Source organism: Nocardia inohanensis NBRC 100128 (assembly GCF_001612945.1).
GTDB classification, from domain to species: domain Bacteria; phylum Actinomycetota; class Actinomycetes; order Mycobacteriales; family Mycobacteriaceae; genus Nocardia; species Nocardia inohanensis.
Window position 1 is genome coordinate 38361 of sequence record NZ_BDBK01000013.1, and the last position, 12809, is coordinate 51169.

Here is a 12809-nt window from a genome sequence, read left to right on the forward strand (position 1 = left end):
GTCACCTTCGGTCTTCCATGCTGTCGTCGACCAGCGACAGCGCCTGGGTCGGGCAGTAGCGGACGGCGAGGCGGGCGGCCTCGAGATCGGTCCCGGGATCGGCGCGCAGGATTTCCACCTGCCCGGTCTTGGGGACCTGGAAGAGTGCGGGCGCTTCGTCCTGGCAGACGGCGTGCCCCTGACAGAGATCGAGATCGACGACGAGTCTCACGGCTCCTCCCCCGGTTCGTCGCGCGGGCGCAGCGGGGCCTCCGGCTGCACCTCGACGAGGACGAGATGCGCTCCGCGCGGGGTGGATACGACGGCGGCGACGGCGGCCGCGATATCGGCGGCGCGCAGGAACTGGGGGTGCCGGGCGAAACCCCACTTCACCCACTCCTCCAGCATGGGACCGACCACCTCGGGTTCGGCCTGCATGCCCATGCCGGTCAGGGTCTGCCCCGGGCGGACGATGCTGGAGCGGACGCCGGTGCCCTCGAGCTCCATGCGCAATTGCCGCGCATAGGCTTCCAGGCCGGACTTGGCGGCGCTGTAGGCCCCGGAGAACGGGCGTACCCGGTCGGCGCAATCGGAGCCGATGAAGACGAAATCGCCGCGCTGCCGCTCCACCATGCCGGGCAATACCCGGTTCGCGAGACGCTGCGCACCGACCAGGTGGACGTCGATCTGGCTCGCGAACGTCTCCGGACCCATGGCCCAGCCTGACCCGAACTCGAGATCGCCCGCACCGGAAACGACGATCTCGCAGGTGCCCAGCACGTTTTCGGCAGCGGAGACGAACTCGTCGATGGAGGCGGCATCGGTGACATCGAGGCGGTGCGCGAACGCCTCGCCGCCGTCCGCGCGGATCTTCTCCGCCATGGTCTCGCAGATCTCCACGCGGCGCGCCCCCAATGCGACCGGATGGCCGAGTTCGGCGAGCGTGACGGCGGTGGCGGCCCCGATACCGGAGGACGCGCCCGCGATGAGGACCGGGCGGCGGGCCGGATGCGGTGCGAAGCGCGGCATCACCGCACCTCCACCGAGACCGGGAGCTTCGAGAAGCCGCGCACGTTCACCGAATGCACGCGCTCGCTACCGGATTCGCGCAGGCCGTACGCCTTGACGCGCGCGGTGAACTCGCGCAGCACCACCGAGGCTTCCAAACGCGCCAGGTGTGCGCCGAGGCAGAAGTGCACGCCGCGCCCGAAGCTGATCAGCCCGCCCTTGTCACCGCGTTCGATGTCGTAGCGGTCGGGTTCGTGGAAGACCGCGGCGTCCCGGTTGGCGGATCCGATGAGCAGCAGCACCTTCGCACCCTGCGGGATGGTGCGGCCGTAATACTCCAGGTCGATGGCGGCGGTGCGAGCCAGGATCTGACTGGAGGCATCGAAGCGCAGCGTCTCCTCCACCCAGTCGTCCACCAACTCCGGATGCGCCGCCACCTTCGCGTACTGCTCGGGGTACCGCCCCGCCCAATACAGTGCGTTCCCCAGCAGTTTGGTGGTGGTCTCATTGCCCGCCACCACCATCAGGAACATGAAGCCGAGGATCTCCTCGTCGGTGAGGCGGTCGCCGTCGGCTTCGGCTTCCAGCAGCGCCGAGGTGAGATCGGTGGAGGGCCGGCGCCGCCGTTCGGCGATCATCTCGTGGTAGTAGCCCATCAGGTGCAGAGCGGCCTCCATGGCCGCGACCGGGACGTCCAGAACGCCGTCCTCGCGATGCACCAGCAGGTCGGCCAGGCGGCGCAGTTCGGCGCGATCGGCCTCGGGGACGCCGAGCAGTTCGGAGATGACGTCCATGGGCACCTTGCCCGCCACGTCGTCGATCCAATCGAAATCGCCTGCCGCCAAGGCGGGTTCGAGATAGCGCAGGGTGATCTCCCGAATGCGATCGTGCATCTCGGTGACCCGGCGCGGCGTGAAGCCCTGATAGACGAGCTTGCGCAGGCGCAGATGCGCGGGATCGTCCATGGCCAGAAAGGACATGGTGCGATGCGCGTGCGGGCCCCAGGCGGCCGGATCCAGGGACACCCCGTTGCCGCTGGAGAGCCGCACATTGTCGCGGAAGCCCGCGGCCACATCGGCGTGCCGCGACAGGGCCCAGAAATCCAGCTCGGGATTGTGATACACCGGCTGCTCGGCGCGCAGGCGCTGATAGACCGGGTACGGGTCGTCGTGGACGCGGTAGTCGTAGGGGTCGAAGAGCAGCGGCTCGACGGAGGCTGCGGTCATCGTCTCGGCACCTCGTATTCGGTAACGCGTTCATCGGCTCTGATGAACGCGGGCAGCCGCGAGGGACACGCGGCTGGACACGTGTCTGTACGGTACTAGCAGGGCGCTGAGCTGACAATGGATTCTGAAATTTGCCCGAATAGGACACGGCCACCGAGCGCCATTCTGAAACATGTTCTTGCGCGTCTCGAAGCTCCGAACCTATAGTCCGTACACGTGTCCGGACAGCATGGGAGCTACCGATGAGCCCGAACGATCTCATCCCTGACGGCGGATCGGGACTGCTGATCGGAGGCAAACTCGTACCCGGCGGCAACGGGGTGTTCAACACCTCGAATCCGGCCACCGGAGCGGTGCTGGGCCAAGCGGCCAATGCCGACCTCGCCGACCTGGACGCCGCCATCGCCGCGGCACGCACCGCCTTCGACGACACCGGCTGGTCCCGCGATCCCGGCTTCCGGGCGAATTGCCTGCGGCAGCTGCGGGATGCGCTGCGGGGGCATATCGAGGAGCTGCGCGAGATCACCATCGCCGAGGTGGGCGCGCCGCGCATGCTGACCGCCGGGCCGCAGCTGGAGGGGCCGGTCAACGATCTCGGCTACTTCGCGGACCTGGCCGAAAACTATTCGTGGGAAACCGATCTCGGCATCGCCTCGCCCATGGGCATCAAGAGCAGCCGGCGGGTGCGGCGCGAGCCCATCGGGGTGGTGGGGGCGATCACGCCCTGGAACTTCCCGCATCAGATCAATTTCGCCAAGCTCGGGCCGGCGCTGGCGGCGGGGACCACGGTGGTGCTCAAGCCCGCGCCCGATACGCCGTGGTGTGCGGCGGCGGTGGGGCGGATCATCGCCGAGGAGACCGATATTCCGGCCGGGGTGGTCAATATCGTGACCTCCGACGATCACGCCCTGGGCGCGCGGCTGGTCACCGATCCGCGGGTGGACATGGTGTCGTTCACCGGGTCGACGCAGACCGGGCGCGCCGTGATGAGCGCTGCCGCAGCGTCTTTGAAGAAGGTGTTCCTGGAGCTGGGCGGGAAGTCGGCGTTCATCGTGCTGGACGACGCGGATATCGCGGCGGCGGCGAGCTACGCGGCGTTCGGGGTCTGCGTGCACGCGGGGCAGGGGTGCGCGATCAGCACGCGGCTGCTGGTGCCGCGGGCGCGGTACGACGAAGCCGTGCAGGCGGCGGCGCGAACGCTGGCGAATATCAAGCCCGGTGATCCGTCGAAGCCAGGAACCGTGTGCGGCCCTTTGATTTCCGAACGTCAGCTGGCACGCGTCGAACGCTATCTCGAGCTCGCCCGCGCCGAGGGCGGCACCATCGTCACCGGCGGCGGCCGTCCGGATCGGCTCGATGGCTGGTTCATCGAACCGACTCTCATCGCCGGACTCGCCAACAGCTCGACCGTGGCGCAGGAAGAGATCTTCGGCCCGGTGCTGGTGGTCATCCCGCACGACGGTGGCGCGGATGCGGTTCGGATCGCCAACGACTCCCCGTACGGGCTCTCCGGATCGGTGTGGGGCACCGATACCGAACGCGTGCGCGCGGTGGTGGAAGGCGTGCGGACCGGCACGCTCAGCGTCAACGGCGGCATCTGGTACTCGGCCGACGCACCCTTCGGCGGGTACAAGCAGTCCGGTATCGGCCGGGAAATGGGCGTCCTCGGGTTCGAGGAATACACCGAGACCAAACTCATCGCGACCGGCTGCTGAAGGAGCACGGACATGGCCCGCTTCACCGATAGATCAGTCATCGTCACCGGAGCCGCGCGCGGCATCGGGGCGGAGTACGCCCGGGCGCTGGCGGCCGAGGGGGCGAAAGTCGTTGTCGCCGACCTGAACAGCGAACGCGGCCAGGAAGTGGCCAAACAGATCACGGCCGACGGGGGCACGGCCGTGTTCCACGAGGTCGATGTCGCTTCGCCCGAATCCGCCGCTGCCGTAGCGGAATTCACGGTCGCCGAGTTCGGGGCGATCCACCATCTGGTCAACAATGCCGCCATCTACGGCGATATGAAGCTCGATGTGCTGCTCACGGTGCCGTGGGACTACTACAAGAAGTTCATGGGCGTGAACCTCGACGGCGCGCTGAACATGACGCGCGCGGTATGGCAGCCCATGGTGGCGGCCGGCGGCGGGTCCATCGTGAATCAGTCTTCGACGGCCGCGTGGCTGTACTCGGGGTTCTACGGGCTGGCCAAGGCCGGAATCAACAGCCTCACCCAGCAATTGGCGCATGAGCTCGGGCATTCCAAGATCCGGATCAATGCCATCGCGCCCGGACCCATCGATACCGAGGCGACCCGGACCATCGTGCCCGACGTGATGGTGGACGCGATGATGAACCAGCTCGCCATCAAACGCCTCGGCACGCCCGACGATCTGGTCGGCGCCTGCCTCTATCTGCTGTCCGACGACGCCGCGTGGGTGACCGGACAGGTACTCAATGTCGACGGGGGGCAAGTTTTCCGACCATGACCGAAAACAGTGAATTCTCGATAGGTTTCATCGGACTGGGCAATATGGGCGCGCCCATGGCCCAGCGGCTGCTGGAGTGGCCCGGCGGGCTGGTGGTCTGCGATATGCGCGCCGAAGTCGTGCAGCCGTTCACCGACGGCGGGGCCACGGCGGCGGCGAGCGCCGCCGAAGTGGCGGAGCGCTGCTCGGTGGTGTCGGTCGTGGTGCTCGACGATGCCCAGGTGCGGACGGTGGTCAGCGGGGCGGACGGCATTCTCCAGACCGCGAAGCCCGGCACCGTCATCGCCGTGCACTCCACCATCTCCGATCACACGGCCGTCGAGCTGGCGGCCGAATGCGCCGAGCGCGGAGTGGAATTCGTGGACGCGCCGATCAGCGGTGGAGCACCGGCGGCGCAACGCGGGGCGCTGGCCGTCATGGTCGGCGGCAGTGACGCGGCGTTCGCGGCGGTGCGCGGGCCGTTCTCGCGGTTCGCCTCGATGATCGTGCACGCCGGCGAGGTGGGTTCGGGTACGCGAATGAAGCTGGCGCGCAACCTGCTGCACTTCATCGCCTTCACCGCGGCCGCCGAATCGCAGCGGCTGGCCGAGGCGGCCGGGCTGGATATCACCGAGCTCGGGAAGGTGGTGCGGCACTCCGATTCGCATACCGGCGGGCCCGGGGCGATCATGCTGCGCGACACCACCGCGCCGGTCGAACCCGGCGACTTCTGGTTCCCGATCCTCGGACATGTCCGTGATCTCGGGGAGAAGGACCTCAGCCTGGCGCTGGACCTCGGTCGGCGGCTGGGTATCGAATTGCCGTTGGCCGCACAGGCGCTCGACGGACTCGGGACCGGGCTCGGTGTGGGGCCCGGTCATCTCGCTAAGGAGCAGTCATGACAGCATCGCGCAGCGATTCGGTGGGGGGCGGCGGCCGGGCGACGGGTGGGCCGGATGAGCGCAGGCAGCGTGGGCTGAAGAAGATGAGCGAGGTGTACGGGTTCGATCTGCCCGACCTGCAAGGGGATCCGTTCTACGAGGTCACCGTCGATCATCTCTTCGCCGATGTGTGGAACCGGCCGGGGCTGTCGCTGCGGGATCGGCGGCTGTTGCTGCTCGGTGCCGTTGCCGCCCAGGGCAATGCGGAGATCGCCGAGATCCAGGTGGGCGCCGCCTTGCGCAACGAAGAGCTCGATGCGGATCAGCTGCGCGAGATCGCGGTGTTCCTCGCGCACTACGTGGGCTGGCCGTCGGCGACCAAGCTCGACGGCGCCGTCCGCAAAGTGCTCGCCAAGAAGAAGTCCTAGTCCAAGAGGGTTCGGGGGCGAAGCCCCCGGGAGCCTCGAGAGTTGTACCTACCGCAGTTAGGAATTCAGAAGATCATGGCTGAAACCGCGACCGTGCGACCGCTCCAGGCCGGTGAGGTCGAATCCTGGGACCTCGAAGCCGATGTGGTCGTCGTCGGATACGGCATCGCCGGGGCGTGCGCCGCTATCGAAGCGGCCCGGGCGGGTGCCGATGTGCTCGTCCTGGAGCGCACCGGCGGTTGGGGTGGCGCGGCCGCCATGTCCGGCGGGTTCATCTACCTCGGTGGCGGTACCGCCCTTCAGAAGAAGCTCGGCTTCTCCGATACCCCGGAGAACATGGAGAAGTTCCTGACCGCAGCGCTCGGCCCCGGCGTGGACAAGGACAAGATCCACGACTACTGCCAGGGCAGCGTCGAGCACTTCGATTGGCTGGTCGCCCAGGGAGTTCCGTTCAACGAGGTCTTCTGGGGCGAACCCGGTTACGAACCGCCCGCCGACGAGGGCCTGATGTTCTCCGGCGGTGAGAACGCCGCCCCCTTCAACACCATCGCCGATCCGGCCCCGCGTGGACACCTGGCCTGGACCAAGGACAAGAAGCTGGGTGAGAAGGGCGGCGGCTACATGCTGATGGAGCCCCTCGCCCAGACCGCCGAATCCCTCGGCGTGCGGCACGAATACGATGTCCGCCTGCGCCGCCTGGTGGTGGACGAGGACGGCCGCGTGGTCGGCGTAGCCGCCACCCGCTACGGCAAGCCGGTGCTGGTGCGCGCGCACCGCGGCGTCGTCCTGGCCACCGGCAGCTTCGCCTACAACCACGAAATGGTGGAGCGCTTCGCCCCCAAGATCTCCGGCCGCCCCGCCGCCACCGTGGAAGAGCACGACGGCATCGGCATCCGGGTGGCGCAGGCGCTCGGCGCGGACCTGGCGCATATGGACGCCACCGAGGTCGCCCTCGTCGCCGACCCACAGGTGATCGTCCGCGGCATCCTGGTGAACGGCCACGGCCAGCGTTTCATCACCGAGGACACCTACCCCGGCCGTATGGGCCAGGCGGTCCTGCAAGAGCAGGGCAACAAGGCGTACCTGGTCATCGACGAGGAGGCCCTGGAAGCGGCGTTCGCCACCAAATCCTCCATGTCCTTCCTGCGCATCGCCCCCACCTGGGTGGCCGAGACGGTCGAGGAACTCGAGGCCGAAATGGGCCTGCCCGCAAAGACATTGCAGACCACACTGGACCTCTACAACCATCACGCCGCCAATGGCGAAGACCCCTTCCTGCACAAGAAGCCGGAGTGGGTGAAGCCCATCGGCACTCCCCTGGGCGCCTACGACCTGCGCGGCTACACCGGTGGTTTCACCCTCGGCGGCCTGCGCACCGATCTCGATTCCCGCGTCCTGCACGCCTCCGGCGAACCCATCCCCGGTCTCTACGCCGCGGGCCGCGTCACCTCCGGCATCTGCGCCGGCGGCTACGCCTCGGGCTGCTCCCTCGGTGACGGTTCCTTCTACGGTCGCCGCGCCGGCGTCTCCGCCGCCAAACAGAACTGAAAGGGGCCACCGCACATGCGTTTCGGCATCGTCCAATTCACCAGCGACCGCGGCATCACCCCCGCGGCAGCCGCCAAAGCCGCCGAGGACCGCGGTTTCCAATCCTTCTTCGTCCCCGAGCACACCCATATCCCCGTGAAACGCGAAGCCGCACATCCGGGTACGGGAACCTCCGAACTCCCCGACGACCGCTACACCCGAACCCTGGACCCGTGGGTGGCATTGGCCACGGTCGCGGCGGTCACCTCGCGCATCGAACTATCCACGGCGGTAGCGCTTCCCACCGAAAGCGACCCCATCACGCTGGCCAAGACGATCGCGACCCTGGATCATCTGTCCGGCGGACGCGTGACCCTGGGGGCCGGGTTCGGCTGGAACACCGACGAGCTCACCGATCACGGCGTGCCGGGCAACAAGCGCCGCACCGTCCTGCGCGAGTACGTCGAGGCGATGCAGGCCCTGTGGACCCAGGAAGAAGCCTCCTACGCGGGCGATTTCGTCTCCTTCGGTCCCAGCTGGGCCTGGCCCAAGCCGGTCCAGTCCCACATCCCGATCCTGATCGGCGCGGGCGGCACCGAAACCACCTTCAAGTGGATCGCCCGCTCCGGCGACGGCTGGATCACCACCCCGCAGGAATCGGACGTCTCGGCCTCCACGGCCCTGCTCATGAAGCACTGGAACGACGCGGGCCGCGCGGGCACCCCCCGTGTGGTGGCGCTCGGCTTCAAACCCGATGCGGGACAACTGGAGAACTGGGCCGAGGCCGGCGTCACCGACGTCCTCTACGGCATGCCCGACAAGTCCGAGGACGAAGTCCTGGCCTACCTGGACCGGCTGGCCGGCAAGCTCGCGCCGTTGGGCTTGCCGAGCTGAGGGTTCAACCGCAGGCCGCGGTGCGTTGCAGGATGCGCAGGGAGTCGATTCCGGGCAGTTCCCGGAACTTTCCGGAATCGACTGCGCGGCCGTAGCTCCGGTCGGCCGCCGGAGCGGCGGAGACGCCGTGGATGGCGAGCAGGCCGCCGCCGGCGATCCAATGGGTCCAGTTGTCGTAGTCGCGTCGCACGGCGTCCTCCGGCCGGGTGCCGTCCAGCACGAGCAGGCGCAGTGGGGTGCGCCAGGTGCGGGGGTCGGCGGCGGCCGGGTCGGTCATGGCGGCGCGGGTGGCGCCGTAGGTGTGAGCGGCTTCGAGCAGGACCCGGCTTTCGGCGGCGGAGAGCGCCGCGGGGAGTTGCCCGGCGAGTGCGGACAATTCGCGGGAGTCGCCGGAAAGGTCGGCCGCGGACATTCGAAAACCTTTCTGGAACATTCTCATTGATGCGGAATGCGCATTGGTGAGTTGCTCGGAGGGTTCGGCCATAGTAGCATCTGGACACGTGTCTGATTCCAATTCTGCCCGGTCAGTGGTGAGCATGGAGGCCACTCGGCGGCGGCTTACCGAGAAGCAGGCGGATACCGTCGAGAAGCTGACCCGGGCCGCGATGGAGGTGCTTTCGCGAGAGGGGTTCGCGGGGCTCACCGTGCGGATGGTGGCGGCCGCCGCGGGAGTGGGTACCGCTACCGCGTACACCTACTTCTCATCGAAGGAACACCTGGTCGCGGAGATGTTCTGGCGGCGGTTGGCCGCCACTCCACCGCCCGAGAACGAGGGCGCGGACAGCACGCAGCGGGTGGTCGCGGTGTTGCGGCAGGTGGCCATGCTGGTCGCCGATGATCCGGCGCTCGCGGGGGCCGTCACCAGCGCCCTGCTGGGCACCGATCCGGATGTGGCGCATCTGCGGCTGCGGATCGGCGCGGAGATCCGGAATCGGCTGGTGGAAGCGCTCGGGGCCGACTTGGATCCGAAATTGGTCGATACGCTCGAAATGCTTTACGCCGGTGCGATGTTGCGAGCGGGCATCGGATACGGGTCGTATGCCGAAATTGCCGATCGGCTGGAGAAAGCGGCGCGGCAGGTGCTGCCGAACTGAATTGCGCTGCGGGCGATTCCGGCTGCGCGCGAAGATTTTTCGTTTCACCGGAAAGCCTTGCCGGGCAATGCGACCCGTTGTAGCGTCTGGACAGGTGTCTACTCCAGTGCGGGAGGTTTCCGATGACCCTGGTCAAGCCGCGGCAGGTATCCGGTGGAGAGCATGAACACGGCCATCTCGAGGAGTTCCGGACCGACCCGATCGCCTTGATGGCGCGGGTGCGGGCGGAGTGCGGAGATGTCGGGTCGTTCCGGCTGGCACAGCGCGAAGTGGTGTTGCTGTCCGGCGCGCAGGCCAATGAGTTCTTCTTCCGGGCGGCCGACGAGGACCTGGATCAGGCGGCGGCCTATCCGTTCATGAAGCCGATCTTCGGGGAAGGGGTGGTGTTCGACGCTCCCCCGGAGCGGCGCAAGGAAATGCTGCACAATTCGGCACTGCGGGCCGAGCAGATGCGCGGGCACGCGAGCACCATTGCGCGCGAGGTGGATCGGATGCTGGAGCGGTGGGGGGATGCGGGGGAGATCGATCTGCTGGAGTTCTTCGCGGAGCTGACGATCTACACGTCTTCGGCGTGTTTGATCGGCAAGAAGTTCCGGGAGGAGCTGGACGAGCGGTTCGCGCATCTCTATCACGAACTCGAGCGTGGGACCGACGCGTACTGCTATGTGGATCCGCACGCGGATATCGAGAGCTTCCGGCGGCGGGACGAGGCGCGGTGGCAGCTGGTGAAGCTGGTGCGGCACATCATGGCGGGTCGGTTGGCGAATCCGCCCGGGGACAAAGACGATCGGGACATGCTCGATGTGCTGGTGTCGGTGCGGGACGAGCAGGGCAAGCCGCGGTTCTCGGCCAGCGAGGTGACCGGGATCTTCATTTCGATGATGTTCGCCGGGCATCACACCACCTCCGGAACGGCCGCTTGGACGATCATCGAGCTGCTGCGCAATCCCGAGGTGATGGCGCGGGTAACCGCCGAGCTGGACACCCTCTACGCGGACGGCGCGGATGTGAGTTTCCATGCGCTGCGGCAGATTCCGCATCTGGAGGCGGTGCTGAAGGAGGTGCTGCGAATGCATCCTCCGCTCATCATCCTGATGCGGGTGGCGCAGGACGAGTTCGACGTGTGCGGATATCGCATCGCACCCGGCGACCTGGTCGCCGCGACTCCCGCCGTCTCCAACCGGATTCCGGAGGATTTCCCGAATCCCGACACCTTCGATCCGAGCCGGTACCTCGACCCGAATCAGGCCGATCTGGTGAACCGCTGGACCTGGATTCCGTTCGGCGCGGGCCGGCATCGCTGCGTCGGTGCGGCCTTCGCTCTGATGCAGCTCAAAGCGATCTTCTCGATCCTGTTGCGCGACTGGGAATTCGAGCTCGCCCAGCCATCCGACAGCTACCGCAACGACCATTCCAAGATGGTGGTCCAACTGGAACAGCCGTGTGCGGTGCGCTATCGGCGTCGCGCTCGGTAATTCGAAAGAAATCAGCCCCCCGACCTTACGGTCGAGGGGCTGTGATTCTCGGTGAAGAAGACTAGAGCGCGCCTTCGATGGCCGCGATCACCGAGGCGTCCTTCGGCTCGGTGCGCGGCCGAATCCGCGCCAGCACCGACCCGTCGCGTCCGATCAGGAACTTCTCGAAGTTCCACTGCACGTCGCCGGCCTCACCGGCGGCATCGGCGACCTGGGCCAGCTCGGCGTAGAGCGGATGCCGGTTCTCGCCGTTGACCTCGGTCTTCTCGGTCAGCGGAAAGTCCACACCGTAGGTGGTGGAACAGAATTCGGCGATCTCCTCGGCGGTACCGGGCTCCTGGCCGAGGAACTGGTTGGACGGCACGCCGACCACGGTGAAGCCCTGCGGACCGTAGGTCTGCTGCAACTCGACCAGGCCGCCGTACTGCGGGGTCAGACCGCACTTGGAGGCGACATTCACCAGTAGCACCACCTTGTCCCCGGCCAGTTCGGCCAGGGTGGTGGGCTTGTCGTCCAGCGTGCGCAGCGGAATTTCGCGAAGGTTGGTCACAAGCACGAATTCTAGAACGAGTTCGTGACCGGCATCGGTTCACCCGTAGCGCACCGGCCAATGTTTGATGCCGTTGATCCAGCCGTGCTGGAGGCGTTGCGGCGGCTCGACCTCGCTGATGTCGGGCATGGCATCGGCGATGGCGTTGAACATGAGCTCGATTTCCAGCCGGGCCAAATTCGCGCCCACGCAGAAATGCGGTCCGGTGCCGCCGAACCCGAGCTGCGGATTGGGATCGCGGGTGATGTCGAAACGGAACGGATCCTCGAACACCGTGTCGTCGAAATTGGCGGAGCTGTAGAACAACCCCACCCGCTCCCCTTCGCGAATCACCTGTCCGCCGATTTCGGTGTCGCGCATGGCGGTTCGCTGGAACGAAGTGACCGGAGTCGCCCAGCGCACGATTTCATCGGCGACGGTGCGCGGCCGTTCCTTCTTGAACAGCTCCCACTGATCCGGATTGTCGACGAACGCTTTCATGCCGTGCGTGATGGCATTGCGCGTGGTCTCGTTGCCCGCCACCGACAACAGGATGACGAAGAACCCGAATTCGTCGGAACCCAGGGCCTCCCCCTCGATATCGGCATTCACCAGCTGGCTGACGATGTCCCCCGTCGGCTGCGCCCGGCGCTGCTCGGCCATGGTGTAGGCGTATCCGAGCAGCTCGGCGTTGGCGGTCATATTCGCCCCGGCGAACTCCGGATCGTCATAGTTGAGCAGCTGATTCGACCACGAGAACAGCTTGTGCCGATCGTGCTGCGGCACCCCGATCAGTTCCGCGATGGCCTGCAAGGGTAATTCGCACGCGACCTGCTCCACGAAATCGCCGCCGCCGCTCGCTTTCGCCTCCGCGACGATCGCCCGCGCGCGTTCGGTCAATGCGGCCCGCAGGTTTTCGATGGCGCGCGGCGTGAAGCCCTTGGAGACGATGCGCCGCACCTTGGTGTGTTTCGGCGGATCCATATTCACCAGCAGCGCATCGAAGGTGAGCTCCATCTGCTCGGGCGCCGAATCCGCGGGCGGCCGGATGATGGAACCCTTCACATGCGAGGACCAGATTTCCGGTCTGCGGGATATCTCCTTGACATCCTCGTACCGGGTAATCGCCCAGTAACCGGAATCGGTGAAGGGCAAAGCGGTTTCGGGTGTTTGCGCGATCCAGAATGCCGGGGCGTTCGCGCGCAGGGCGGCGAACTCCTCGACCGGTACCCGGTCGGCCCAGATCGTGGGATCGGTGAGATCGAATCCGGCCGGAAACGACGGAACAGACACTGTTCCTCCTCGGGCA

Annotated in this window: 14 protein-coding genes; 8 read left to right on the forward strand and 6 right to left on the reverse strand. The window is 67.0% G+C overall.

Annotated features, from left to right (window positions below):
• Window position 1 precedes the first annotated feature (1 nt).
• Genes NI1_RS25460 through NI1_RS25470 form a run of 3 tightly spaced genes read right to left on the reverse strand, consistent with a single transcriptional unit; the run spans window position 2 to window position 2213 of the window.
• Window positions 2-211: a ferredoxin gene (locus NI1_RS25460; protein ID WP_067825488.1), complete on the reverse strand. Its 210-nt coding sequence runs from the start codon at window positions 209-211 to the stop codon at window positions 2-4.
• Window positions 208-1008: an SDR family oxidoreductase gene (locus NI1_RS25465; protein WP_067825490.1), complete on the reverse strand. Its 801-nt coding sequence runs from the start codon at window positions 1006-1008 to the stop codon at window positions 208-210. Before NI1_RS25465 ends, NI1_RS25460 begins: the two co-directional genes overlap by 4 nt.
• Window positions 1008-2213, reverse strand: a complete 1206-nt coding sequence (locus tag NI1_RS25470) for a cytochrome P450 (RefSeq protein ID WP_067825492.1) — start codon at window positions 2211-2213, stop codon at window positions 1008-1010. Before NI1_RS25470 ends, NI1_RS25465 begins: the two co-directional genes overlap by 1 nt.
• Before the next feature lie 242 nt (window positions 2214-2455).
• Here NI1_RS25470 and NI1_RS25475 point away from each other — a divergent pair, with 242 nt between their 5' ends.
• The 6 genes from NI1_RS25475 (at window position 2456) to NI1_RS25500 (ending at window position 8402) form a co-directional block, all read left to right on the forward strand.
• A complete protein-coding gene (locus NI1_RS25475) occupies window positions 2456-3928 on the forward strand; it encodes an aldehyde dehydrogenase (protein WP_067825493.1) in 1473 nt (490 codons plus the stop codon).
• 12 nt (window positions 3929-3940) lie between these two features.
• The gene (locus NI1_RS25480) at window positions 3941-4693 is read left to right on the forward strand and encodes an SDR family oxidoreductase (protein WP_067825495.1); all 753 of its coding nucleotides are present in this window, start codon (window positions 3941-3943) and stop codon (window positions 4691-4693) included.
• A complete protein-coding gene (locus NI1_RS25485; protein ID WP_067825497.1) occupies window positions 4690-5574 on the forward strand; it encodes an NAD(P)-dependent oxidoreductase in 885 nt (294 codons plus the stop codon). Before NI1_RS25480 ends, NI1_RS25485 begins: the two co-directional genes overlap by 4 nt.
• Window positions 5571-5981: a carboxymuconolactone decarboxylase family protein gene (locus NI1_RS25490; RefSeq protein ID WP_067825499.1), complete on the forward strand. Its 411-nt coding sequence runs from the start codon at window positions 5571-5573 to the stop codon at window positions 5979-5981. Before NI1_RS25485 ends, NI1_RS25490 begins: the two co-directional genes overlap by 4 nt.
• A 75-nt stretch (window positions 5982-6056) precedes the next feature.
• Window positions 6057-7529, forward strand: coding sequence for an FAD-dependent oxidoreductase (locus NI1_RS25495; RefSeq protein WP_067825501.1), 1473 nt, complete (start codon window positions 6057-6059; stop codon window positions 7527-7529).
• A gap of 15 nt (window positions 7530-7544) precedes the next feature.
• Entirely contained in the window at window positions 7545-8402 is an 858-nt protein-coding gene (locus tag NI1_RS25500; protein WP_067825503.1) for an LLM class F420-dependent oxidoreductase, read from the forward strand.
• Between the two features lie 4 nt (window positions 8403-8406).
• Here the strand turns inward: NI1_RS25500 and NI1_RS25505 are convergent, their stop codons facing one another.
• The gene (locus NI1_RS25505; protein ID WP_067825505.1) at window positions 8407-8814 is read right to left on the reverse strand and encodes a hypothetical protein; all 408 of its coding nucleotides are present in this window, start codon (window positions 8812-8814) and stop codon (window positions 8407-8409) included.
• 118 nt (window positions 8815-8932) lie between these two features.
• Between NI1_RS25505 and NI1_RS25510 the strand changes: the two genes are divergently transcribed.
• Together NI1_RS25510 and cyp51 are read left to right on the forward strand one after the other, a co-directional pair.
• On the forward strand, window positions 8933-9496 hold the full coding sequence (locus tag NI1_RS25510; protein WP_067825507.1) for a TetR/AcrR family transcriptional regulator: 564 nt from the start codon (window positions 8933-8935) through the stop codon (window positions 9494-9496).
• Window positions 9497-9618: 122 nt separating this feature from the next.
• On the forward strand, window positions 9619-10971 hold the full coding sequence (gene cyp51, locus NI1_RS25515) for a lanosterol 14-alpha demethylase (protein WP_067825509.1): 1353 nt from the start codon (window positions 9619-9621) through the stop codon (window positions 10969-10971).
• Window positions 10972-11032: 61 nt separating this feature from the next.
• On the opposite strand, the gene NI1_RS25520 is transcribed toward cyp51, so the two are convergent.
• Window positions 11033-11497, reverse strand: a complete 465-nt coding sequence (locus tag NI1_RS25520) for a glutathione peroxidase (RefSeq protein ID WP_084523683.1) — start codon at window positions 11495-11497, stop codon at window positions 11033-11035.
• Window positions 11498-11560: 63 nt separating this feature from the next.
• Window positions 11561-12793: a cytochrome P450 gene (locus NI1_RS25525; RefSeq protein ID WP_067825513.1), complete on the reverse strand. Its 1233-nt coding sequence runs from the start codon at window positions 12791-12793 to the stop codon at window positions 11561-11563.
• Window positions 12794-12809: the final 16 nt, after the last annotated feature.